Here is a 24,745-nt window from a genome sequence, read left to right as displayed (position 1 = left end):
CATCCGCGGGCGGATTTTTAATTTCACTCCGCAGCTAGGACAACAGATTTTTAACATTCTTCACAATCCTCGTGGCAGATGAAGGGCAGGGAAGTCTGTCCCTTAATTCGCTTGGTTGCCACCGACAAACACCCCTTTGATCGTGCAGGCGGGGAGTGCGGCTTGCAGTGCGGCGATGCCGTTGGCCGTGACAGCGGTATCCTTCAAGTTCAACGTGCGGAGCGTTTTTAAAGAGTAGAGGTGTTTCAAGCCGTCGTCGGTGACGCGTGTCCTGCCAATATTTAGGTGCTTCAATTTGGTTGATTTCGTCAGGTGCACCAATCCGTTGTCGCTGATATTGGTGCCATCGAGATTCAGGTCATCTAGCGCCGTGAGTCGGCTGATGTGACCTAGCCCTTCATCAGTCGTTTTCGTCTCCCAAATCCAGAGAAGGTGCAGCTTTTTGAGGTGCGTCAGTTTCGCCAATCCAGCATCGGTAATGTTAGTGGTCGGGAGGTGCAGTTGATGCAAGTTCGCAAGGGTGGCAATGCCCTCGAAGCAACCGTCCCCAAGACCTGTCCGGCTCAGGTACAAACGTTGTATATCAGGCAGCTTTGCCAAAACTTGCATGCTTTTATCTGACAGCTGAACGTCGTTGAGATTCAATTGCACAATCTCCGATAATTTCTCCAGGCGAAATAAGTCGTTGGGCTGAAACATTCCATTGCTCGACAAGTTTACGTTTGTGACACGAAACGGACGCTGTGGAAGTTTGGTGGGGTGATCGAGGTTCTGGTTCCAACCCCCTTCGCCACGAACGTGCAGCTCGCCACCGTTGTCGAGAACCCACTGTGCAGCGGTTCGTGCGGACAGGGCTCTTGGCAGTGGTTGTGTTTGTGGTTGTGCTGGTTTCGAATTGGTTGCTGTCTTTTGGCCGAGTTCCCGGATTTGCAGTTTGCGAATTTCGATCGTGTTGTCGAGTACACAAAATCTGATCGCGCCGGACGTTTTATTCAGGCGATCAAATTGGCTGGACTTCGGTTTGTTCTGGAATTTTTTGTACTTGGACGTCTGGTCGATCTGCCTATTGACGATTCGTTTACCGTTGAGCGTGACGATCACATGCAGCCCTTCGACTGCGATGGTCATCTCGTTCCATTTCCCGGCCGGAAGGCCGTTTCGATCCCAGATCGCCATCCCCGGTGAAAGTACCGGCGGAGTCATGGTCAAGAGGGCCCCGTTTTTTCGTTGGGGGGGCACCCGTCGCGTTCTGTTTCCGAAATAGAACTGGGCGTCGTCGTCAATCAATTGAATTTGAGCACCTTCATCGTGGGGATCGCCGGGCAGACCACGATTGGAACGTAAGAGGACCCGTGCCCGGCTTCCCTTGGCCAAACGGTATTGGAAGGAGAATTCGTAATCATCGTAGTCGTGATCGGACGTGAGAGCGGACCAACTTTTCCCGCCCGCCGGCGCATCGCCTTGGATTGCCCCGGCTAGAACCTTCCACTGTTTGGTATTGCTGGGCGTCCAGCCGTCGAGGTTTTTGCCGTTGAATAAATCGTCCCACTCGGATGTGGGGGCGGTGTGTTCTTTTGTCGAGGTTGAATCGAATTGCCGGCCTGTGTGAATCCGCAGATTGCGAAATAAGACTCGCGATTTCTGACCCATCAGTGCGATGTGCCCGCTTCGTCGCTGAAGGCCCGGATGAGCCTTGCCGTCGGGCGTGATCACGGTTCCCGTTTGGTCGAGTTTTGTATCGAGGATCGTGACCCCATTCAGTTTGACTCTTAGCTGATTGCCGATGCAGACGATTTCCTGTGTATTCCATTCACCCACAGGCTTTAAATGCCCCGATTTGGCCGCTGCAACGCCATACAGGGAGCCGTGGCGACTTTCGGCTGTAATCTGTTGGAAGCGTTTTGCCGAATTGTCGAGAATCTGGACTTCAAAACCATCATAGGCTGGATTTCCGGTCAAGGGCGTTCGTAAGCCAATGCCATTGTTGGCTCCCGCTGTGAGTTGAAATTCAAACCTCAAAGTAAAGTCGGTGTATTCGCTCGCTGTGTACAAGTTGCCTTTCTTATTGGGGAGACTGACCAGATTCCCATTTTGCACCGCGAAGGCCGACTCATCTCCCACCCATCCATCTAGGTTTTTGCCATTGAACAGCGGTTGAAATTGCGACTCGTCCGCGTCAGTCGGTTGACCGATTGGCGTTGTCACATGCGCTGTGACGGTTTGCTTGATGGCTCCATGTGGGCGGGAAGGCCCGTTTGTCAGATCCATGATCTGCAGGTTACGAAAGCCGGCCATAGACTTCGTTTCCCCGATTTGAGGAAATCCAACCGCATGAATAGAATCGCGGTGATCGATGATATTTTCACCATCGACATAGACCAATAAGCGGTCACCAATGGCTGCGAGTGTCCATTGAAAATAGTCGCGATGGTCTTGTTTAGTGAATTGGACTTTCAGATCTTTCCAACGCTCTCCTGAAACGTTTTTACCCAGGCCAAAGCGTTTGAATTTGTCTAAATACGCGGTGTAGACCCCTTTTAGGTTCGACCGCAAAGACATCGTAGGATGCCATCCACCAATTTTCTTGATCTCAGCACGGATGATCACATCACGATAGGGCCGACTGCCGAGGAGCACATTACCTTGGGGGCGAAACGTAGGAACGCCGTCGGGCTTCGTTAACTCGCCACCGGTCGTAGGGAACGGAATCTGTTGCCAATAGCCGGTCAATAAATCGTCGTAGTCGGTCGGTTTGCGCATTGCGGTGGGGCCGCCCAATGCGGCCAGCGAACCGAATACGATCGATTTGGTTTCGGTCACAGATTGCGAACTTGAGCTGCCGTTTCCGAACTTTCCGACCAACCTCGGCACAGCCAGGTCCTCAGTGGGGATCGGGCTTTCCCCGTTTTTCGGCGTCGGGGTGAGCAGTCCGGTCCCCTCAATTTTCAATTGTTCGTCGATGTACAACCAAAACCGATCGCGGAGTACTTCTAGACGATAGGTGTGAAATCCGTCCGTCGTGTCGAATTTGATGTCACTGATGACAGTTCGATCGTCATGATCCATCACAAATACGCGGTCCTGCCAAGCATAGACCGTCGCCCCTCCAACAGATTGGGGAGTGACTTCATTGATTTCCACCACGTTGATGCCACGGCGGGGATTGGTATGTTGTTCATCATTGACCTTGAGGGTTCGTTCCATGAATACCCCAGCGCCCGTCGGAGCGCTCCCGGCGGGCAGCGATGTGGTCCAGAAGCTCCGTGTGGTTTTGGACGAATCATGGATTAGAATTCCGTCACGAATCTCCGCTTCAGCTGCGCCCGCTTCGCTGCTGTAATTCCAACCCGCTGACTTCGGTAATTCGTTTTGACCGGCGTCATAGACGGTGACTAGCGGATTCATGTTTGCCGGATAGCGCGGGTTCTCAAATTTATTGATCTCCCGAAGCACAGTCGGTCCGCCCTCGTCTGCCAGTTCGCCAAAGGAGACTTGTTGATATTCCACCCGAGAACTCGAAGTTGCTGCGAAGGTGTCTCCGAATCTTGCTGTGATTTGCGAAATCCCGTTCATCCCTTGAATGGGGCGCACCAATTGCGGAGCTGATGCGAACTCTTTCAGCTCCCCGTCGATGAACAGCCAGAATGTGTCGTCGGCAAGTTCGAGGCGATAGGTGTGGACGCGGTCCGTCGTCTTCATGGAGACTGTCTTCAAAATGTTATGATGACTGTCCCGAAGCAACAACATATTATCCTGGGCCAACAACGAGGCGGCCAAGATTCCGCCGGTCACTGGTCGAGAAATATCCAGTAGCGTGACGCCGGCGGAGGTCGATGTGTGGCTTTCTTCGATAATCTTAGCGGACGTTTCCATATAGACGCCAGGTGTTGCACTCTCCGATACCGGCCGCGCTGCTGTCCAGAAACTGCTACCTTTACCCGTGGCGTCATGGACCAACCTGTTGGATTGCACTTGCGCAGTTCCTCCCAGATTGTCCTGTTGGAAAGTCCAGCCGGCATCCTGTGGTAGGCCGCCCCGTGCGGCAATATAATGGCCCGACTTTGTCGATAGGCTGTTGTTCTTTGGGGGACTTGTAATATGCGTGAGACGGCCCTCTGCCTTCTTGCCTTCGGGGCCATCGTCCGCCTGCGCCAACGGCGCGGCATCGGGCATTCGCCAAATGCGGATGTCGCCTCCGGTGAAGTGATCTTTGTCAAAGCGCATGGTGGCCGCAGCGAGATGGCGTCCGTCGGGCGAAGACGCCAACCCGGCTACGTGCGCTCGCTCGTGATGGAGCACGAATTTTTGTGTTCGAGTTGCTGCGTCGAGCAATTGAATGCTTCCATGGTGGTGCCCTGCAGCAATCCAACGCCCATCGGCAGAATACGCTACCTGCGACACGTCCGAATGACCTTTTTCGCATTCGCCCAATTTCTGACCGGTATCCAGATCGTAGACATAGGCTTGAGCATGAAAGGTGCAAGTGACGAATTGTCGGCCGTCGGGGGAGATCGCCATGTCGGGGCCGCCTGCTGAGTCCGGACCAAGATCGTACTCAGTTTTCAATGTCCCGGAGTGTGCGTCAAAAACCTGCACGCGAGAATGGCTGCCCTTGACCAAAAGTCTGTTCCCATCTGGCGTGAAGTAGATGGAGCAACCACCGTTCTTGGGCGCTTTGATGGGAAACTTGTGTAGTTCTTGGCCGGTTGTGGTTTCCCAAATCCTCCCGAATCCGTCCAAACAACTCGCGGCAATCCACTTTCCATCGGGGGAGTAATCGATTCCCATCAGCATACCGGGATTTCCAAAATTGCTCTTGAGTTGAAGGACCTTTGAACCATTGTTGAGGTCCCAAATCCAGGCTTTCGCCGCCACGCCACAATAGGCGACATAACGGCTATCCGGTGAGACGGCCAAGGCGCGACCAGCCCTGGGCGTCTTAATTGATGAGATGAGTTGTCCACTCTCAACGTCCCAAATGCGAAGTTGCTGGTCTTGGTTGCCCGTGATGAGTTTCTTGCCGTCCGGGGTGAAGGTCAGGGCGTAGGTGTCTGTGTTTTGGCCGATTACTTTGAGGCGGTGGATTTCTACCGGCTCAGACCATTCCCGTTCCCCGGAGGTGAGGGGTTCGAGGGGCGTTTCAGGTCCTTGCTTCTCCCGCGTGATTGTCAACAGATTCTCACCACCTCGCACCACGGTAAATTCGCCGTTGCCCCGGATGATTTCTTCGCCGCGCCGCACTTCATAGTTGTACGTACCCGGTTTCAAGGTGATGCCGAGCCCATCGAGGCCGATTTCATATTCTTCTCCATCGGTCTTGAGGGTGACCGCTCCATCCGCCAAAAGCTCGTCACTCAATTCGACGCGATACGTTACGCCTCCCGAACGCCAAAAAATCACAATCCCCAGCAAAACGAAAAACACGACTCCGCCCGCAGCCACAATCCTGCGGTCCAGCGTTTTCCACCATGGCGGTTCATCACTCGATGATTGGGACCGCTGGGGGAGTGTCGCGAACTCGTCAAAGTCATCGTCGACCTCGACGGCCACGGCAATCTGTTCCACGGAACTTTCGGCAGTGACAAGTTCGTCCCTCAACTGCGCATCATAGGCGGTCTTCTTTTCCTCGTTCAGTAGACACAACCGCGCAGTAGCCAACTCGTTCAGTAACCGTTGCGAGTCCGCCAAGTGCGGGCCGGCGGCGATTTGGTGTAGGTAGCTCATTTGCCGTTCGGCGGCTGCATCGATGACGTCGGCGTCATCTTCAAACGGTTTGAGGCCCAGTAAGCGATAATGATTGGCGGGTTGTTCCTCGGGAGAAATGCCCAGCCATTTGTGATAAGGATCAAATTCACCGGCAGCGCGCTTGGTGCGTTTGGCTTTTCGCTTTGGTCGGGATTTCTTCGGCACCGGAACCGGTCCGCTATCGGCCATGGACGCAAAGGCACCCATTTCCTGCGAATCGCTTGGTGCTCCCGAACTGCTGTCGCGTTTTGCCCGCAAATATTCAGTCAGCGACTCGGCCAAACCCTCCATCGAGGAATACCGTTCCTCCGGTTTCTTGGCCATCGCCTTCAGGCAGATCGCTTCGAGTTGGGGATCGACATCCGGTTTGTGCGACGAGGGAGGTGGCGGCTCTTTGTAAAGAATTGCTGCCAACACTTCTGCCACGGCGCCGCGAAAGGGGCGCTGGCCGCACAACAGCTCATAGAGAATCACCCCCAGACTATAAACGTCGGACGTTGGTCCCACTTCTTTGGACTGACCGCGGGCTTGTTCGGGCGGCATATAAGCGGGCGTTCCCAGGATGGCCCCACTGTGCGTCAATTGCGCTTCGTCGCCGGAGACCTTTCGTGCCAACCCGAAATCCATCACAACCGGCTCGCCCCGTTTGTCGATCATGATGTTCGAGGGTTTTAAATCGCGATGCACGACGTGATTTTTGTGGGCTTCGCCTAAAGCGAGCGCAATTTTACGGACGGCGGCGGCGATTTTTCGAGGCGAGATCTTCTTCGATTTTGCCAGTACTTCTGAGAGCGGTTGGCCTTTGATATAGGCCATAACGATGAAATAGTGATCGCCGATTTTCCCGAAATCATAGATGGGACAGATGTGCGGTTGTCGCAACGTCGCAGCTGCGCGGGCCTCTTGTAGGAACCGGTCGACGTCCTCTTGCGTCTCCAGGACGCCGGCGCGAGGGACTTTTAAGGCAACTTCACGATGCAGTTGCGGATCAGTCGCGCGATAGACCGTACCGAATGCTCCTTCGCCGAGCACTTCCATGATTTCAAAACGGCCGATGGACTCCGGTGTCGATTTTCGATTTCTGGCGACAGTGGTTTTTCCCACTCGCGATGTGTCAATCGAAGCATCCCGCAGACTCACTGTGGGAGCTTTCCGGGTGACGTTTTCTCCAAAATCTTTGGGAGAAGAGGCCTGAACCGAATCCATGACATCGGAGATGAGGTCCGCATATTCAGAAAAGCGAGCGACGAATGATTCGGCGGAAATGGGTTGTCCGTCCCGCCGCAATAGTTCCAATTCGACTTGCAGCAATGACTTCAGAAATTCCCGCGCGTGTGGTGCTTCGGCATGGTCCAGATAATCTTCGATCCGTGGGTGTTTTCCGGATTTCCACTCACTTTCAAATTTGTCACAAGCAGTGTCGATCTGCTGCACTACCGAAAGTGGGATGGCATCGCCTGTCATCGTCCGGCCTCATTTCCAAACAGATATCTTCCAAGGAGTGCGTCGCAACACGATTTCGATGTCGAGGCGTTGCCTGCGTTCCCCATTAGTACATTCCCAACGCCATCTGAAATCCGACACAAAAAAACAGGATTCTTAAAAAAACTCGTCGGTCTTCGAATTTCGAGACAGCATTAAGACTGTATTGCCATTCAGTCCGCTGTCTCATTTTGCCAAATTAATCGTATGAGTTGCAATTTCCGTTCGACTTTTCGCTCGGTGCAATCGTGGATTTTGGCGATTTCGCGGTTTTTGTAGCCCATCAGACGCATGAGCGCGAAGGCACGCGGCTCATCGTCCAGTTGCATCAACAGTTCTTCACAAATGAGGTCGAACTCCTCAGACGGCACCGCTCCGAACTGTTGGTCCAGACCAAAAGTCCCCCCTTGGGCGTGGGCCATGGCTGCCAAGGAGGATTCGGCGTGTACGCGGCCGCCGCCCCGTTTTTGGGCCTTTTCCCGTTCGATTTGCTTCAGCGCCTTCCGAACGGTGATGGTTGAGAGCAGTTTCCAGATTTCATTGCGGTCCAGATCGCCGCCAAAATCCCCCCGTTCGGCCCGCTGCCAAAAACTGGCAAAGGCACTTTGCGCAGCATCCTGCTCATCAGCCACTTGACGCGGATTGCCGTCCAAAGTTTTGCGTGCCAGCCCTACGAGACGTGGAAAAAACTGATTCAACAGTTTGCCAGCCGCATTTGGGTTGCCGCGGCGCATCTGGCCGAAAACGTGTGTGATAGAGCCGTCAACGGGGTCTTCCATGAATTCATTTCAACGAGGGGCCGCTTGCCAGGAAAGAGTGGGGGCCTGCCGCCCAAACACCCAACGTCTACACAAAAGCTACGATAATGCGTCTGCGCGAGAACATCCAACAAAAAAGCATGGATTTCTTGTCGGGTTACGGTTCTGGTTTCGGATATCGTACTAGGTGGTCGGAGTGATTGTCTTAGGACTTTGGCATTCTTGGACCGTTCCATACAAATCGAATTGCCATCCACATCCGTTCGTTTTATGCTATTTCAAGGAAAACGTGGCATAATGCTCGTTTGCGAACCATTGATAAAAAACGCCAACAAAGCCGCCTGGATGTCGAATACCAACCAAATCGCCGTCGGGATTGATCTCGGCACCACCTTTTCAGCGGTGGCGTATCTTGACGCGTCGCGCCGCCCCTGCATGATCGTCAATAGCGAAGGGGATCGGGTTACTCCCAGCGTGGTGTTATTTGACGAGTCCTCGGTGATTGTCGGCAAAGAAGCAGTCAAAGCGGCTGCCATGGAACCGGACCGGATCGCCGACTACGTCAAACGCGACATCGGCAGCCCGCACTTCTCGCGCCCGATCTTGGGAGAGCAGGTTCCGCCCGAAGTGATTCAATCGCTCATTCTTGAAAAGCTTAAGAATGATACGGAAAAGACACTGGGGCCGATCAAAGACGTGGTGGTCACCGTCCCTGCCTTTTTCAATGAGCCGCGCCGCAAAGCCACGCAAGATGCCGGACGATTGGCGGGGCTGAATGTGCTGGACGTAATCAACGAGCCAACCGCCGCAGCCATTGCCTATGGCTATCAACAGGGATTTCTGGATGATGCCGGGGCTGCGCGGAAAATGGAACGTGTGTTGGTCTACGATCTGGGAGGAGGCACGTTCGACGTCACGCTGATGGAGATCGATGGCAAGAACTACAACACGGTAGCAACGGCAGGGGACGTGTATCTGGGCGGACTGGATTGGGACCGGCGTCTTGTGGACTTCATTGCCGAGAAGTACCAAGAAAAATATCGTGGCCTCGACCCACGACAAAATCCTTCCGGTATGCAGAAGCTGCTCCGCGAAGCCGAAGATGCGAAACGAACATTAACGGCGCGTGACCAAGCGACGATTAGTTTCGAGCATGCTGGTGAAGGGATTCGCGTTACGATTACGCGTGAGGAATTTGAAAGCTTAACGGCCGATTTAGTCGAACGCACGCTGTTCACCATGCGAAAGGTTCTCAAAGATGCCGGCGTCGGGTGGGGCGATGTCACGCGGCTATTGCTCGTGGGAGGCTCGAGCCGCATGCCGATGATTCGCCGCGCGGTGGAGCAAGCGTCCGGTCTCAACTCAGTGCATTCAGCATCGGAAGACGAGGCGGTTGCTCAAGGGGCGGCAATCTATGCGGGTTTATTGTTGGCTGTCCGTGACGGCGAACCACCTTCGATGCAAATTAAGAACGTCAATTCACACAGCCTGGGAGTGTTGGCCCAAGACCCCGAAACCCGTCGGCCCCGCAACTCGGTGATTATCACACAAAACACAGTGCTGCCCGTCACCAAGGGAAAGCGTTTTCGTACCTCCAAATCGGCACAAAAGAATATTGCCGTCAAGGTGATTGAAGGGGGCGATTCGAGTGGTAACAACGCAACGCCTATCGGACAATGCCTGATTGACAATTTACCCGACGATCTACCCGCGGGGACAACGGTCGAGGTGATCTTTCAGTACGCTGCCAACGGTCGCCTAAAGGTGCGGGCACGTGTGCCGTTGATCGATCGCGAAGTCGCGATGACCATCAAACGCGATTCCGGCTTGACCGAAGCCACGTTTCGCCAGTGGCACGAAAGACTTTCCAACACAGCTGGGCCGCTCGGATTTCAAAACCAAACTAATCGTGGACCAAACGGGGAAACGTCATGAAACGATGCAAACAGTTCAGCCGCGGTCTTCGCTGCCTGCTATTGGCAAGTGTTGCGGTATTGAGTGCCGCTGCCCCGGCTTATTCCCAAATCGAACCAGCCGGACGCCGGTATCCTGGTTTTCGTTCCGCTTGGGGATGGCGACACTATTACGGTCCGGCCGACGCCATTTCAAATCGGATTCGCGCTCAGGCGGACTTGGTTCGCAGCATCGGTGATAATGCTGTCTTGCAGGCCGATGCGCGGAATCGGCGCGCTGAAGCCTATAGCAAGGAAATCGCTAACTCCGTCGAATACGCGAAGGCCTACTGGGAGAAGAAAGAGATTTATCGCGCCCAAAAATTGCGGCTGTACACGGCACCTTTAGATGCCGCTGAACAGCGGAATGCTAAAACGTGGCGCCGCTTGAAGGACTTTCCGGAACTGAACGACAATGAGATCAATAACGGTGTCGCGCTGAACTTTTTATTGCATCGTTTGTCGGGGCCAATTTTAGCGACGCAGTACGGGTTAACCAATGCGGACCCAGGGCTAAGTGCGCAACTGCAGCTCTCGCCGGAAACGCTATCCAAACTCCGCGTGCGTGAAGATCTCTCTGGTGGCAAACAACGTGTGTTTCGTGTGAACTCCAAAGAATCGCTCAACATCGAAAAGTGGCCGCTTGCCTTACAGGATGATCGTTTCGAATCGCAGCGCAATGACTTTGAGAAAGCCCGGGCTGAACTGGCTCAAACCTCGCCGAGCGACAAAAAAGCTGTCAACGACCGGATGAAGGTGCTCATGGAAGCCCACGATCGGCTGTTTACTACGTTCATCGAATATTACACCCAGGAGCGGCGCACGGAATCAGGCGGCCGGAATTTTTTCCGGTTTTTGGCCTCTCGACGTTTCTTGGAAAGCCTGGCTGGCGAAATGGCGCGCTTGCAAGAGTTAGGTAGTACGGTGGTCCTCGAAGACTCCGCGCAATTCCAGGGCGATAACCTGCTTGCGTTGGTCACGCACATGTCGCGGCACGGATTAGAATTTGCACCGGCGCTCAACGGTGATGAATCCGCCTATCGCGAAACATTTTTCATCATGCGTGACCTTTATCGAACTGTCGAGGACGACGATTCCGTCACTCAATAATCGGTTTCTCTCCGCACTGAGAATCGAAGAATCTACACCCAGCGGCTGGTGCCGCCAACCAAACGCTTCAATCGAGTTGGAAACCTATGGCATTTCGAGTAGCGACCGAGGCGGGGGCAATCATCGAAATCGAAGGCACGTCGGCTGTGATCGGTCGCGACCGCTTTTGTGCAATCGCTTTTCCCGACGACGAACGACTGTGCGGTCAGCACGCTACAATCAAACGTGTTGCGGGACGCTGGATGATTGAAAGCCAAGGGGATCATTTGCTCACCGCCGGAAATGCGGCGCCGGCCAGGGTGCACTGGTTGCAACCGGGCGAGTCGATTGGCCTCACCGAAACGGGTCCCAAACTCGTTTTTGAACCTGCGCAACCCGCAGCCCCCCCGTTGGCTTCTGCCGTTCCAGTCGCTGCGACTGATGCTGCGCATGACAATGCCGTAACGGCAGACACTCCCATTTCCCCCGAGACTACGGGAGCTTCGCAGGCTGCCGATGAGAACCGCGCATTTTCGCCGAAGCAACTCGCCGTTTGGGGCGTGGGAGGATTGGCAGTAGTGCTCGTCGTTGCGTTCACTCTGCTCAGTGGGAATTCCGGTGGCGGTGATGAACGTGTTATGATTTCAGAAACACCTGACAAGACGGCTGAGGAACCGCTGCCGCCGGTGGTTGCTGAACCAGACCGCGAGCCAATTGACAAGCCCGGGCCAGAAAATTCGCCTTCTCCTCTTCCGAAAACTCCAGCACCACCGCCAGCAACCCAGGCGTTGTATGCGATTGTGATTAAGTCGCCTGGGGGACAGATGAATCAACTGGGGACTGCGTTTGCAATTTCTCCGCATCGGCTTGCCACCACGGCCAGCGCGATTGAAGCGGCACGGAAACTCTGCACGCCCGAATCTGAGATGACGGCACTTCTGATTTCACCGATGACCAAACGTGAGATCTTGATCGACTTTGACAAGACGAAGGTGCATCCCGAATTCGCAAACGCTATGACGCAGTTGGGGCAACTCATCCCCCAACTTGAGGCGTTGGACGAGAAAAAGGAACAAGCGGCTGACGCATCGGAGCGCAACACCATTGATGAACAAATGAAGCCTTTGGAGGAAAAGGCATTTCAGATCTCGGAAGAAGGCTTTTATTTTGACATTGGCGCGATCGAAGTCACCGACGACTTGGAGAGTTATCTGAGCCTGGTTGAGACTGGCGATCGCCCCAGCACCAGTTCGAAGATTGTGCTACAAGGGTGTCCTGTGAAAACAGCAGATTTTATGTGGGACCCAGAGGAACCACCGGTTCCGAGTCAAAGTGCAGGCCGTATTCTTGTGCTGTTGCCCCAAGCTGCTTCGGCACCTGTCGAGCGACTGGTGCTCAAGTGTGAAGGTGATTTTTCTGGATTCGAGTGGTTCGGCAGTCCGGTATTGGCCAAGGATGGAAAAGTGATCGGCGTATACGTACGCCGTACACCACTCCCACCAGGTACGACTGGAACGGATCAATCAAAGGTCACGCACGACGCGGTTGGCATTGGGCAGTTGAACGACTTATAAACGGCGGCTATGCCGGGTCTGTTGTTGCCCCAAGTCTTCCAAACGCGCCCCTTAAAGTGGATCTGGGGCAATTCGTGATCCAATTTCACCCGCTGGACGTTTGGAAACTGAGATCACGCCGTGCCGGTGATTCCGCGAGTTGTGATTCCGACTGTCGGTCGGTAATATCGCAACGGTTACCCTGGCTCGGTTGACCCAGTGGAGAGTGGGGCCATCCCGATATCACCGTTCCCTGACTCGCCGTGGTAAGGGTGTAAGAGGGGGGCGAAACCAGCGAATGTCTCAAGGCGGGGCATTTGGCAGTCGTCGTAGTCGCTGAATTCAAACAACTGTGGACGAGACATGGAAGAGATAATCAAAGGCTTCATTAACGATCTGCCGTGGGATACCACGCCTGCACTGGCGTGGACCGTATTGCTGGGCATGATTGCGGTGAATCTGGCGGTCCTCGCCAAAGGAGCCGATTGGCTGGTTGAAGAAGCGGTCGTGCTTTCTGAACGGTCCGGGCTTTCTAAGGTTGTCATCGGCGCCACTGTGGTGAGTTTGGGGACAACGATGCCTGAAGTGGCAGTCTCTGTTTTTGCAGCTGTCAACGGGGTACCCGGTCTCGCCCTAGGAAATGCAGTCGGGTCGGTGATTTGCGATACCGGCTTGATTCTGGGGATTGCTTGTCTGATCGCTCCCCTACCGCTGCACAAAAAGATCGTCAATCGCCAAGGCTGGGTGCAGTTGGGGTCCGGAATTTTATTAGTCGCAGTCAGTTGGCCATGGAACGCGCCCGGAACGGCTTTTACCGACGGAGGCCATATCGCACAAATCACAGGCTTTGCGTTCCTGGCAATCTTGGCGTGGTATATTTGGCAATCGGTTCGCTGGGCGCGTGAAGAGAAGAATGGCACCTCGTTGGAAGACTTCGAAGGCGATGCCAAAGCCTCAACGGCTTGGATTCTCACCAAGTTAGCATTTGCTGTCATTTTGGTTGTCGGAGCTTCACATATACTCATTCCGTGCGTTGAGGAAGCGGCGATTCGTATGAGTATTCCCGAGGCCTTGATTGCGGCAACGCTTGTCGCGTTTGGTACATCCCTGCCGGAATTGGTCACCTGCGTGACCGCTGCCCGGCATGGGCACGGCGATCTCGCGGTCGGAAATGTCATCGGAGCAGATATCCTCAACGTGCTGTTCGTGACCGGCGCGGCAGCAGCTGTTACGCCGCAAGGATTAGAGGCGGGGCCCCAATTCTTCCATGTGCTTTTTCCAGCAATGCTCACCGTGCTGATTGTGTTTCGGGTGGGGATTTTGTTCTCGGGCAGTCACATGAAACGCGGGTTCGGCTTAGTGTTGCTCGGTGCATACCTGTTGGTGAACGCGGTAATCTTCTTATAGCTCGATGAGCTGATTCTGCCCCAAGCCTGTGGTTCGAGCTGCGCGGATATGAATAGCGCCGCGCGGTATTGGGAATTGCCCCCGCTGAGACGATTTTTCCGATCCGATCTTGCGTTGCCTACTGTTTGTAGGTAATATGCGGTCAGTTGAATACGGGTTCACCGTTTCGAGGGGCCGCGGATGGCAAAATCAAATTCTTCTCCGCTGACCGATGCACAGCGCGAAATCATGGAAATCGTGTGGGAGCGCCATGAGGTGACTGTCAGCGAAGTCCGCGATGCGCTCTCCGCGCGGCGACAGCTGGCGCGGAACACGGTGCAGACGATGATTGTCCGCCTGGAGGATAAAGGCTGGCTGAAACATCGCGAACAAGGGCGAACTTTCGTGTATTCTGCGAATCGACCGCGCACGGTGTCACTGGGGGCAAAGGTCGCTCAAATGGTCGACCGATTCTTTGCAGGTTCCCCGGAAGAAATGGTCACCGCGCTGATCGAATACCGCGGTTTGACTGCGGACGAAGCAGAACGCATTCGCGACATGATTGACGAGGCAGAATCCAGCAAACGATAACGATCCAAACTGCGGGAGTGAAACCAATGATCGCATCGATTTTCACAGATCCGAGTGACCAACTTCTGGTGTGGGCCGTAAATGTCCTACTGCAGGTCACGCTAGTCACCGCGGTTGCCTTGGTCGTGATTGCCTTCGTGCGTCGCCGTCCAGCGGTGCGTTATTGGGTGCTCTGTGCCTCCTTGATGTTCATGTTAATGAGCCCGGTTATTGCCTGGGTGATGCAGTCTTCAGGCAGGAGCTTGATCTCTGTGTCACTCGTCGCTGAACCGGTTGCGGCGCCGGTTGCTCCCACGCCGCACGCTCCAACGGTGATGCCGACTACTCCAGAAGTGACTCCAACAACGCCGCGGTTGCCGAAACAATTTGTGATCGTCCCGCCGCGTAATGCCGATGCAGCGGAAAACCTTCCGGAATCAGAGCCGGTTGCGGTGGCAGAGTCCCAAAGTGCTGAGATAGTCGCTGTGTTGCCAGAGGGAGAGCCGAATGAAGCGACCGTTGTTTCACCGCTGCCCACGGATTCCGGCTCGGCCCAGGCACAAACCGTCCCTGTGGTTCCCGTAGCTCAGGAGACGATGACTTGGTATGGCCGTTTGCTGCGCGTGTCAATGCAGGGCGTGTTTGTTGTATGGGCTGCTGGTACGTTATTTTTCTTGGTACGGCTGGCCTGGGGTTGGGCTCGGCTGATTTCGATTCTCCGTTTGGCTGTACCGAACACGGATGCAAAATTAGCGACAGCGTTTCAGCAGGTTGTGCAAAAACTCAAGTTAGAACAGACGCCGGAAGTTGTGCGTTCGCGCGTGATTGTTGGGCCGGTTGCCACTGGTTTTTTGCGGCCGCGGGTGGTGATTCCCGAAGGAATGGTCGAACGAGTTACGCCTACGCAATTAAATGATATTTTGATCCATGAGTTGGCCCACATTGTGCGTCGTGATCAAGTGGTGGTGCTGTTTCAGCAAGTCGCATCCTGCATTTTCTGGCTGCATCCATTTGCAATTGCGGTCAATCAACAACTGGCCCGCGCTCGTGAAGAAGTTTGCGATAACTATGTGCTGGCCAACACCGATCCGCACTCCTATGGCCGCACACTGTTGACGCTTGCAGAACTGATACACGCTTCGCGTCCGCTTCCGGGGACGGTCGGGTTGTTCACATCGCGTTGGAAGCTGGAACGCCGCGTGGCCGGATTGCTTGACGAACGGCGAAGCCACATGATTAGACTGACGGCACGCGGAACAACGTTGGTCGTGATGATGTCAATCGTGATGGCGATCGTCGCTGTCTGCGGCACAATTACATTAGCTGACGGCGCTGGCGATGCCCCGAAAACTGCTGCCAAGGAATCTGTCAATGAACCATCGAAAGCGACGCCCGACTCGGCGAGTCCTACTAAAAATACAGAGGCGGTCGCGGAGAAATCTGGACGCTGGCAGCCTGGAACTGCCGGGACGACCTTGCCGGGCCTGATTCCCGCGCCGGCCGAAATTCCTGGATTAGGTCGCTGGCAGGCGATGATGGTGCCGGTCGGTGGTTATGTCGAAGCAGCCGTGCACAGTCCCGACGGAAAATCAATCGCATTCGGCGAGGGGACCTATGTTCGGATCCATGACGCCGAAACGTTAGATCTACAGCGGGTACTGGTTGGGCACAGCAGCAACATACGTGCTATCGGTTGGTCTCCGGATGGAAAGTGGATTACGACAGGCGCCGATGATGCTACGGTGCGGATTTGGAGTGCGGAGGGCGTGCCCGGTCCCGTATTAAAAGATCATCTCGCTCCAGTTCGAAGTATCGCTTGGCATCCGAACAGTCAATCCTTTGCGACAGCTGCGATGGATGGCACGATTCGTACCTGGGGAATTGACGGGACGCCCGGAATTGTCATCGAAGGACACGAAGCACCGGTCAATACGATTGCCTGGAATCCAGAAGGGACGGTGCTGGCCGCTGGAGATGACAACCGCGTGGTCCGTCTCTGGAAAGCAGATGGCCAGCCAGGAGCGGTTTTGGAAGGCCATCACGGCGGCATGACCCGCGTACGCTGGAGCCCCGACGGCAAGTGGTTGGCTTCCAGTAGTATGGGATTGATCCCGACCGAACCGGGACAACAAGCCATTGCCACCGTACGACTTTGGAAAGCTGACGGAACACCCGGCCCGACGCTACGCGGCCACAGTCGATCGATTCGCGGACTCGCCTGGAGTCCGGACAGTACCCAGTTGATCACGGCAGCCGAAGACCGCCAAATCTTACTGTGGTCGGTCGAGGGGCATTTGATCCGTCGGCTGGAACGAACGAATTTCAATTACGGCGATGTCTTTACACTAGATTGGAACCCGAAGACAAACCGCATTCTTGCCGGTGGCCGCTTTTCCGTGCGATTTTTTACAACCGACGGTCCTGCTGGTTCCCGAAAGTTAATTCGCCCCAGTGGTGCAAAACTGATGAACTTGGATTGGCATCCTTCGCGCGATCAAATTGCAATTGCCGCCGAAGATTCTGCAGTGCATCTTTGGTCAGGGAACTTCGAGAAGGAACTGACCATTGACGAATTCCAAAACTTTGTCGGCAGCGTCAAATGGAGCCCTGATGGGGAGAAATTCGCGGCGAATGAAGCTTTCCAGCGGGTGGGCCTCTACAGCGCCGAAGGCGAATTGCTCAATGAACTGAGCGGAGGTCGCGGGATCCCCCGTGGGATGGCTTGGTCGCCCGATGGCAAGCGTTTGGTCGTCACGCGGCGCGGCGGATCGCTGGACATTTTCGATATGGAAGGAGATGTCAAGTCGTCCAACATGCATGCCCAGGGAGCAACAGGAGCCGTGTTCAGTCCCGATGGAAAACAGTTGGCGACGAGTGGCCTGGATGCAAACGTGCGGGTCTCACAGGTTGAAGATCCAACGGCTCCCCCCAAAGAGTTGAAAGTAATGCAGGCTTACGACGGAGACGTGGATAGCATCGATTGGAGTCCGGATGGCGAGTGGATTGTTTCGGGGCACAACACCAGTCTGCGGTTTTGGCGACCGGATGGAACGCCGGGGCCGGTCGTGCCGGGATTTGAAGCCTCGATCATGGGCGTGAATTGGAGTCCGGACAGCAAGACGGTTGCTACGGGCTGTTGGGATACATCGGTACTCCTTTGGAAATCCGATGGCACATTTCTGAGAGAGTTCCCCAATCATGCGGCTCCCTGTACGGGCGTCGCGTATAGCCCCGATGGTACAAAGTTAGCAACGTGCGGTTGGGATGGGATGGCCCGGATTGTGGATGTCGAGACAGGCGAAATCTTAGCAATGGCGATCTATGTCGCCGGTCTCGAACCCCCTGCCGAAGATTCATCAATACCGCATCATGTCGGCATTGCCTTCAATCGGGCGGGGCAAGTCACCTCCGGCGATCCAGAAGTCCTGGAAGAACGAGTCGTGTACCTTGTCGAACAACCCAATGGGTCATTCGATGTGTTGAAACCATCGGAATTTCAGTCAAAGGCTGACGGCGCCATCCTCGAGTTCACTAAATGACCTCCAGCGGTTACCACCGTGGAAAGCGCTTTTTTACGGAGAGCAAAATGAGCATTCGACATTTGCTATGGATCATCGTCACAGTCATCTCCACGTCTCTCGCTGCGACCCCGCTTTGGGCTGACGATGTCGCGTCAGACGACGTCGCTCAATTGGCAGCCACGATCGATCGTCACATTGCCGCTGCGTGGGAGACGCAAGGGGTTGTTCCAGCTCCCCAGGCCGATGATGCCGAATTTATGCGCCGTACTTATTTAAATATTGCCGGACGGATTCCACCGGTTTCCGAGGTGCGAGAATTCTTGGCAGATACCGATCCCAACAAGCGCCGCCAATTGGTGGATCGACTGCTCGATCACCCGGGCTATGTCAACCACTTCGCGCATACATGGCGAATGTTGATGATTCCTGAAGCCGATGTGGACCAGCAAGCGCGGGTCTTGGCGCCGAGTTTTGAAGGGTGGCTGCGCGACAAATTCATCGACAATGTGGCGTACGACGAGATGGCCCGCGAGTTGATTGCGTGCCGGATCTCGGGCAACGAGCGTGAAGGAGCGGTCGCCTTTTATCGGGCCAAAGAGGTCAAACCGGAAAGCGTGGCCTCCAGCATCAGCCGGTTATTTTTGGGGGTGCAATTGGATTGTGCCCAATGCCACAATCATCCCTTTGCCAAATGGCAGCAGGAAGAATTTTGGGGGTTCACCGCTTTTTTTGCGGGGATAGACGGTGACCGGTTTGGTAGCTTGAGTGACGATGCCTCGCGTCGCGAAATCGGTCTCGACGGCAGTCAGACGCTGGTCCAAGCGCGATTTATTGATGAAACGTCCCCTGACTGGTCGGGTGAGGCACGAACGCGAGACGTGTTGGCTGATTGGATCACCAGCAAGGAGAATCCTTATTTCGCCCGAACGGGCGCCAATCGCATTTGGGCACACTTTTTTGGTGTGGGGATCGTCGACCCGCCCGATGGCTTTGATGAAGCCAATCCACCCACGCATCCGGAATTACTCAACGACCTGGCTCGCTCATTCGCGGCGCACGATTTCGACTTCAAGTTTTTAATCCGCGCCATCACCGCTAGCAAAACCTATCAACTCTCCAGCCATCGCACGGACGACAGTCAGGATGAGCAGCGTTGGATCGGACGCATGCCGGTCAAAGGGATGAGTCCGCGACAACTTGCCGACTGTTTGATTCAGGCGACCGGGGGATTTGAGACTTCCAATCCTCGCAATCAGTTTTTGGGGGGACGGCAAGTCGACACACAGATACAGGCGTTGTTTGAGAACCAACGTGATTCCAACGTCGACCCACAATCGACCATTTTGCAAGCACTGGCGCTAATGAATTGCCAATTTATCACGCAGCAAACCGAGTCGGCTTCCAGCAACACACTTTCCGCCATCTTGCAGAGTCCGTTCCTCGATACGGACGGCAAGATCGAAACGATGTATCTGACGACCTTGAATCGCCAACCACGCGAAGCCGAACTGAGCCGATTGCGGACCTATGTCGAGACCAAGTCAGAGGAACCCGCCCCACGACTCTCTTTTCTTGAAGCCGCGCGTTCTCTCATTCAGCCTGTCGCAGAAAAAAATAACGCCAATGAGGAGAAGGCGTTGGCGGATATATTCTGGGCTCTGCTCAATAGCAGTGAGTTTATCTTCAATCACTAATCCACGTGTGTGGATGACGATTTCTCACAATAGCCATTTCTCTGGAGTAAGCGCGATGACCAGACGGCAAAAATCACAGCCACCGCAGTCCGCTACCAGGCATGTTTCGCGTCGAACGCTGTTGCAGGCAACGCTCGGCTGCGCGGCGAGTGCAATCTCATCGAATTGGTTCCCAGCATTCGCTGCCGAAACCGCTGACAAACCGCGTCGCCCCGGGGCGTGCATCCTGCTATGGATGTCGGGCGGGCCCAGTCAGATTGATACGTTTGACCCCAAGCCGGAACATAAAAACGGTGGCGGACGATTATCGATCGAGACTTCAGTGCCGGGCATCCGGATTAGCGAAAACCTACCACAAGTCGCCAAATGGATGAAGAGAATGGCGATTGTCCGCTCGATGAGTACCAAAGAGGGGGACCACTCGCGGGGCACGTATGTGATGCGGACTGGCTATCGTCCGCAGGGGCCCATTCAGTATCCCGCGATTGGCGCGTTGTATTCCAAGGAGTTGGCCAACGAACACGCCGACTTACCCGGCTACGTCAGCATTTCTCCCTTCCGTGGATTTAATGCGTCCGCCTATGGCCCAGGTTTTTTGGGACCGCGGTACGCGCCACTCGTTGTCGGCAACGGCGGTACGGTCCGCGTCAACGGTAAACCGTCCAGTTCCTTGAAGGTGGAGAACCTCAGTTTGCCGGGCACCGTCGATGTGGCGCGACATGACGATCGCCTCTCGATTCTCTCAGGTTTGGAAGATGATTTTTCCGGCAGTCGTCCGGGAAACGCTGTCGACGGACATCGGACGGCTTACAAAAATGCGATTCGCATGATGCGCTCCGAATCGATCGCCGCATTCGAGTTGGACGGTGAACCGGATGCGTTGAAACAAAAATATGGGCTGACAGAATTCGGCATGGGATGCCTGTTGGCCCGACGGCTGGTCGAACGGGGCGTTCCCTTTATTGAGGTGTCGCTCAACAATGCTGCCGGAAACGGCGGTAGTTTCGGCTGGGACACGCATCAAGAAAACCTGGACCGCGTCGCTTCGTTGTGCCAGGTCCTCGACCCCGCCTGGGCGACCTTGATGGAGGATCTCGATGAGCGGGGACTGCTCGATTCGACGACCATCATCTGGATGGGAGAATTCGGCCGGACTCCTCGAATTAATAGCAACGCGGGCCGGGACCATTTTCCCGCAGCCTGGTCGTCGGTCCTCGCCGGCGGTGGTGTCAAAGGGGGGCGTATTGTGGGACAAACCAGTCCCGATGGAATGAAGGTTGTCGACCGACCGGTGAACGCACAAGATTTTCTGGGGACTATTTGCGGTTGCTTGGGAATCGACTCGCAGGCCGAAAATATCTCTAACGTGGGTCGCCCCATCTCAGTCGTCGATCCGGAAGCCAAGCCAATTCAGGAGGTGATCGCATGACGGGACCACATTGCTTACAAGTGGATCAATTCTACAAGACTATCGGTAGACTGTTCAGCGCGCTGCTCTGTTTTGCAGCGGTCATGATTTTTCCCGCGACTCACGTTTTTGCTGAAGAGACGGCGGCCAGTGGGCCTGACCATGAAACGTTAGATCTCATTTATTTGGCGCCCCGCGCTCCGATCTTTGTGCGATTCCGTGTCCGCAGCGAAGGCCAGGGCTTCTTCACACAGCGTGAAGCCTATTCGGCCAAACTCTTCGACGAACTCGACGCATCCGGTGACGGCGTCCTAAAAGAGGAAGAACTGGAGAAGATTCCCCCCGTCGGTCATCTGGTGCCTGTTGGTGGTCAAAACACCGCAGGAGCGGGCAATTCTGGTTCGGCGGATTCGGATGCTGACGGGCAAGTCACACGCGAAGAGTTCAATGCTTACCTCCTGGCTGCTACCGGCTCGCCGTTTCAGATAAACAGTGAAGTCCAATCCTTATCGCCCGGCCAATCAGTCAATTTGTTTGATCGCTTGGATCGCGATCATGACAATCGACTCAGCGACGACGAATTGACACAAGCCGCCCGCCGGTTGCGATTGATGGATTTCAACCTGGACGAACAAATTACGGCCGGAGAGATTCCCCTGCCAACTGTATTCGGTGTCGCGCAGCAGAGTGCCGATACCCCCGAGGGACAGGCGGCCGCCTCCCTGTCGTTATTGAAACCGATCCATCGCAACCATGTCGACGACGCACTCATCCGTCGGCTGATACAACTATATGACAAACTCAGTCGCGGGCCGACCGCGCGCCGCTTCGTCAAGGATGGGCGACTCAGTGCCAAGGAATTGGGACTGGCTGCTGAAATCGTGTCTCCCTTTGATCACAACCAGGATAAGCTCCTCGATCAACAGGAACTCCGCGATTTTCTGGCCAATCCGCAGCCGATCATCGAAATTCAAATACAGTTCGGCGACGAATCCACTACGCCTGTAATTAAAACCGTGGTCAATGCGGAATCGCCACCAACGGCGCCGCTGCAATTTGTCACACATGAGAACGGCGACGTATTCGTGCGGCTGAACAACGTCGAATTTAAGCTGGTTGCTTCTCCGAAACGGCCGGAAGTCCGCGCTAAGCAGTATCGAACCTTCGTTCGGTCTGACAATGACAAGAACGAATACCTCGATGAAAATGAGTTTGGCTCAGCGATCCGACGGTTCGACAGGAATCAATTCCAACTCGTCGATACTGATGGGGACGGCATGATCGTCCAAGAGGAATATACCTCGTTCGTAACACAGCAGTTGGAACTTCAGAAGCACGTATTGAACCTCAATCTAGCCAGCAAGAGTGCGTCGCTGTTTAGTGTTGTCGATACGACCGCTGACAACCAATTGGACGCTAAAGAATTAGCAGAACTCAAATCGAAAATTCTAGCGTTGGATCGCAACGGAGATGGCAACATAGACCGGGATGAACTGTCCGGCGGGTTGGAGATGATTCTGGCACGCGGGGATGCTAATCTTCAGCAAATGCGAAACAGAGTCTCCCCGACGCAAGCTACCTGGGGAGGGGTATCCAGGGGTCGGGTCGTCACAGGCGATCGTTGGTTTCACAAAATGGACCGCAATCGCGATCGAAGGCTTACCAAGCGGGAATTTCTCGGTCCGCTGGATGTCTTTAAGAAATTGGATACTGACGGGAATGGTTGGCTCGATACAACAGAAGCCGACAAATAGATACCCACAATGTCAGGCCATTTCTGTCTCTAATTGAGCTTTGAGTTGCCCCCGCAGAGGGCGTGAATCGGGGAGGGGCTCTTCACCAAGCCGAGCCAGTAGTCGAGGACCGCGCAGAACGTATGATGGAAAACATGCGTGTCGGCTGTTACTCTACTCAGTGCAGAGCCGAAGTACGCGGGCGCATTGTCCGCGTGGCTGACTGCGCACCAAGACTCCTCGGGTCTGACCTCGACTTATTCCCTCGAAATTGTATCGATGCCTGAAATTATCCTGGCGACACTCAATGCACGCTATTGGCATGCCGCCTTTGGACTGCGTTATCTGTTGGCCAACATGGGGCCGCTCCAAGACAAAACAGAAATCCTGGAGTTCGGCATCAATGATGACAGCATTGAGATGCTCTCCCGGATTCTGGCCGACAACCCGCGGATTGTGGGGCTGGGCGTTTATATCTGGAATGTCGAGCCGTTGACCCGACTGGTGGCTGAACTCAAACGCGTGCGACCCGAGACAATCGTCGTGCTAGGCGGGCCGGAAGTCAGCTATGAAGCCCAGGGGCAGGCGATCGTCGAATTGGCGGATCATGTCATCAGCGGCGAAGCGGACTTAGCTTTCCCCAGGTTGTGTACTGAACTGCTGAGCGGCACAAGCCAGCCGGAGAAGTTCATTGCAGCAGCGGTGCCGCCGCTGGACCAAATCAAGCTGCCCTACGATCTGTATACCGACGAAGATATCACTCAGCGTGTGATCTATGTTGAGGCATCGCGCGGTTGCCCATTCACCTGTGAATTTTGTCTGTCCGCCCTCGAAATCCCGGTGCGGACGTTCGCGGTGGAAGATTTTCTCGCCGCAATGCAGCAATTGCTGGATCGCGGCGTCCGGCAGTTTAAATTTGTGGATCGCACATTCAATTTGAATTTGCGATTCAGCCAGGCAATTTTACAGTTTTTCCTCGATCGATATGATCCGGCGCTGTTTCTGCATTTCGAAATGATTCCGGACCGGTTGCCGGACTCCTTGCGGGAATTGATTCAACAGTTTCCACCCGGGGCTTTGCAGTTCGAGATCGGAGTTCAAACATTCAATGACGATGTGGGCGAGTTGATCAGCCGGCGGCAGGACAACGACAAATTGGCGAAGAACTTTCGTTTTCTGCGCGAGGAGACGGGAGTCCATGTCCACGCGGATCTGATCGTTGGGCTTCCGGGCGAGAGCGTAGAAAGTTTCGCCGCCGGATTCGACCGGTTGGTCGCGCTTGATCCGCAGGAAATTCAAGTCGGATTACTCAAGCGACTACGCGGAACTCCGATCGTGCGGCACGACGAGCCTTACGACATGGTGTATAGCCCGCACGCGCCGTACGAAATTCTGTCGACCGGCCTCATCGATTTTGAAGAAATCCATCAATTACGGCGTTTTTCGCGGTACTGGGATTTGGTCTCCAACAGCGGCAACTTTGTGCAAACGCGCAAGCTGCTATGGAGTGACGGGCAATCTCCTTATCAAGTATTTCGCCAATTGTCAGAATGGTTGTTTGCCACGGAAAATCGCGCTCACGGCATTTCCTTGCAGAGATTGGCCGAGTTGTTGTTCCAGTTTTTGACCGAAGAGCTGGGACGCCCGGAGGATGTCGTCGCTCAGAACATCTGGGCGGACTACACGCGCGGCGGCCGGAGCGATCGTCCGGCATTTCTGCGACGATTTGACCTGCCGTCCGTCGGCAAAAAACGCGGTCGATCCTCGGCGCTCCCTTCGCGGCAATCAAGGCATGTGGAGGTTTGAGGCTCTGGGCGAGTTGTGGTCTAAGCAATTTCAGAGTGCGGCTAACAA

12 protein-coding genes are annotated in these 24,745 nt (G+C 54.8%); 10 read left to right on the top strand and 2 right to left on the bottom strand.

The window, feature by feature from the left end; all coding sequences use genetic code 11:
- Window positions 1-102 precede the first annotated feature (102 nt).
- A complete protein-coding gene (locus tag Mal52_RS15670) occupies window positions 103-7,209 on the bottom strand; it encodes a 3-keto-alpha-glucoside-1,2-lyase-like domain-containing protein (protein ID WP_145377128.1) in 7,107 nt (2,368 codons plus the stop codon).
- 191 nt (window positions 7,210-7,400) lie between these two features.
- Window positions 7,401-8,006: an ECF-type sigma factor gene (locus Mal52_RS15665; protein WP_145377127.1), complete on the bottom strand. Its 606-nt coding sequence runs from the start codon at window positions 8,004-8,006 to the stop codon at window positions 7,401-7,403.
- Window positions 8,007-8,330: 324 nt separating this feature from the next.
- Between Mal52_RS15665 and Mal52_RS15660 the strand changes: the two genes are divergently transcribed.
- The 10 genes from Mal52_RS15660 (at window position 8,331) to Mal52_RS15615 (ending at window position 24,697) form a co-directional block, all read left to right on the top strand.
- Window positions 8,331-9,920, top strand: a complete 1,590-nt coding sequence (locus Mal52_RS15660) for an Hsp70 family protein (protein ID WP_231962368.1) — start codon at window positions 8,331-8,333, stop codon at window positions 9,918-9,920.
- Window positions 9,917-11,047 (top strand): hypothetical protein, encoded by a 1,131-nt coding sequence (locus Mal52_RS15655; protein WP_145377125.1) that lies wholly within the window; start codon window positions 9,917-9,919, stop codon window positions 11,045-11,047. Before Mal52_RS15660 ends, Mal52_RS15655 begins: the two co-directional genes overlap by 4 nt.
- An 86-nt stretch (window positions 11,048-11,133) precedes the next feature.
- Window positions 11,134-12,600 carry an FHA domain-containing protein gene (locus Mal52_RS15650; RefSeq protein ID WP_145377124.1) on the top strand — a complete coding sequence of 489 codons (1,467 nt, stop codon included), beginning with the start codon at window positions 11,134-11,136 and terminating at the stop codon, window positions 12,598-12,600.
- 342 nt (window positions 12,601-12,942) lie between these two features.
- On the top strand, window positions 12,943-13,986 hold the full coding sequence (locus Mal52_RS15645; RefSeq protein WP_145377123.1) for a calcium/sodium antiporter: 1,044 nt from the start codon (window positions 12,943-12,945) through the stop codon (window positions 13,984-13,986).
- A 180-nt stretch (window positions 13,987-14,166) separates the two neighbouring features.
- On the top strand, window positions 14,167-14,556 hold the full coding sequence (locus Mal52_RS15640) for a BlaI/MecI/CopY family transcriptional regulator (RefSeq protein ID WP_145377122.1): 390 nt from the start codon (window positions 14,167-14,169) through the stop codon (window positions 14,554-14,556).
- Window positions 14,557-14,582: 26 nt separating this feature from the next.
- The gene (locus Mal52_RS15635) at window positions 14,583-18,074 is read left to right on the top strand and encodes a M56 family metallopeptidase (RefSeq protein ID WP_145377121.1); all 3,492 of its coding nucleotides are present in this window, start codon (window positions 14,583-14,585) and stop codon (window positions 18,072-18,074) included.
- A 47-nt stretch (window positions 18,075-18,121) separates the two neighbouring features.
- Entirely contained in the window at window positions 18,122-19,750 is a 1,629-nt protein-coding gene (locus tag Mal52_RS15630) for a DUF1549 and DUF1553 domain-containing protein (protein WP_197534226.1), read from the top strand.
- Window positions 19,751-19,805: 55 nt separating this feature from the next.
- Window positions 19,806-21,179, top strand: a complete 1,374-nt coding sequence (locus Mal52_RS15625) for a DUF1501 domain-containing protein (RefSeq protein ID WP_145377119.1) — start codon at window positions 19,806-19,808, stop codon at window positions 21,177-21,179.
- Window positions 21,176-22,912: an EF-hand domain-containing protein gene (locus Mal52_RS15620; protein WP_145377118.1), complete on the top strand. Its 1,737-nt coding sequence runs from the start codon at window positions 21,176-21,178 to the stop codon at window positions 22,910-22,912. Before Mal52_RS15625 ends, Mal52_RS15620 begins: the two co-directional genes overlap by 4 nt.
- 258 nt (window positions 22,913-23,170) lie before the next feature.
- Window positions 23,171-24,697, top strand: coding sequence for a B12-binding domain-containing radical SAM protein (locus Mal52_RS15615; RefSeq protein ID WP_145377117.1), 1,527 nt, complete (start codon window positions 23,171-23,173; stop codon window positions 24,695-24,697).
- The last annotated feature ends 48 nt before the right edge of the window (window positions 24,698-24,745 follow it).

Origin of the sequence: Symmachiella dynata (assembly GCF_007747995.1) — a bacterium.
Classification (GTDB): Bacteria; Planctomycetota; Planctomycetia; order Planctomycetales; family Planctomycetaceae; genus Symmachiella; species Symmachiella dynata.
Note: the sequence above shows the minus strand (reverse complement) of the source record. Positions and strands in the feature narration are given on the sequence as shown.

Bases quoted from the DNA above. Each gene is read 5' to 3' on its own strand.
- Mal52_RS15645 (WP_145377123.1), top strand. From the start codon at position 12,943: ATGGAAGAGATAATCAAAGGCTTCATTAACGATCTGCCGTGGGATACC.
- Mal52_RS15630 (WP_197534226.1), top strand. From the start codon at position 18,122: ATGAGCATTCGACATTTGCTATGGATCATCGTCACAGTCATCTCCACG.
- Mal52_RS15635 (WP_145377121.1), top strand. From the start codon at position 14,583: ATGATCGCATCGATTTTCACAGATCCGAGTGACCAACTTCTGGTGTGG.
- Mal52_RS15650 (WP_145377124.1), top strand. From the start codon at position 11,134: ATGGCATTTCGAGTAGCGACCGAGGCGGGGGCAATCATCGAAATCGAA.
- Mal52_RS15615 (WP_145377117.1), top strand. From the start codon at position 23,171: ATGCCTGAAATTATCCTGGCGACACTCAATGCACGCTATTGGCATGCC.
- Mal52_RS15670 (WP_145377128.1), bottom strand. From the start codon at position 7,209: ATGACAGGCGATGCCATCCCACTTTCGGTAGTGCAGCAGATCGACACT.
- Mal52_RS15655 (WP_145377125.1), top strand. From the start codon at position 9,917: ATGAAACGATGCAAACAGTTCAGCCGCGGTCTTCGCTGCCTGCTATTG.
- Mal52_RS15620 (WP_145377118.1), top strand. From the start codon at position 21,176: ATGACGGGACCACATTGCTTACAAGTGGATCAATTCTACAAGACTATC.
- Mal52_RS15665 (WP_145377127.1), bottom strand. From the start codon at position 8,006: ATGGAAGACCCCGTTGACGGCTCTATCACACACGTTTTCGGCCAGATG.
- Mal52_RS15625 (WP_145377119.1), top strand. From the start codon at position 19,806: ATGACCAGACGGCAAAAATCACAGCCACCGCAGTCCGCTACCAGGCAT.
- Mal52_RS15660 (WP_231962368.1), top strand. From the start codon at position 8,331: ATGTCGAATACCAACCAAATCGCCGTCGGGATTGATCTCGGCACCACC.
- Mal52_RS15640 (WP_145377122.1), top strand. From the start codon at position 14,167: ATGGCAAAATCAAATTCTTCTCCGCTGACCGATGCACAGCGCGAAATC.